The following is a 630-nucleotide window of genomic DNA, read 5'->3' on the forward strand; positions in this document are numbered from 1 at the left end:
GCTTAAGGGGCAGCCAACGCTATTACCAACTTGCCGCATAACACCGTAACCACAAAAACCAACGCATAATAAAAATGCCGCGCGTTGGCTGTCCCTCTTGAAGCGTTTGTTAGCAATATTTTCCAAGGTACACTGGTCCAAGAATCTCTAGATGCTTGTTCCATAGTTCAGAGATTAACTTAATAGAAAACAAATGAAACGATTGAACTCCGAGTTGTTCTCTTTTAACTAGACCAATTAGCGGTTCGAAGTCGCTGTCATTAAGCCTAAAGATTGGTGTATGTGCAGCTTTATTTCTAAGATCTCGAAACCAGTCGTAAACCTGAAACTGGAACTCATCAATAACTTGTTCTTTCCTAAGCTTTTCCAACCTTTGATTATGATTTTTAAGTTTCACTTCCGGAAGATAGTGATCTGATAGTGTTTTGACGATCATTTCCACAAATGAGTGAGAAACGATAACTAATAATCGTGGGTTGTTTTTAACAAGACCAATCTCATCCCCGACTTGTAACATGTAATCAGAATCCACAGGTACCTCCATATTGCTAACGCCGCATTAAGGGGCAGGCAACGCAAACAACTAAACTCAAACTAGCCAGCCGTAACCTCAAATGCCAACCAAACCAA

1 protein-coding gene is annotated in these 630 nt (G+C 40.5%); it reads right to left on the bottom strand.

Features of this window, described 5'->3' with window-relative positions:
* Positions 1-109 precede the first annotated feature (109 nt).
* Complete coding sequence (locus B7C60_RS13155; RefSeq protein WP_099612058.1) at positions 110-532, bottom strand: DUF4145 domain-containing protein; 423 nt, start codon at positions 530-532, stop codon at positions 110-112.
* Positions 533-630: the final 98 nt, after the last annotated feature.

Source organism: Vibrio fujianensis (assembly GCF_002749895.1).
Taxonomy (GTDB): Bacteria; Pseudomonadota; Gammaproteobacteria; order Enterobacterales; family Vibrionaceae; genus Vibrio; species Vibrio fujianensis.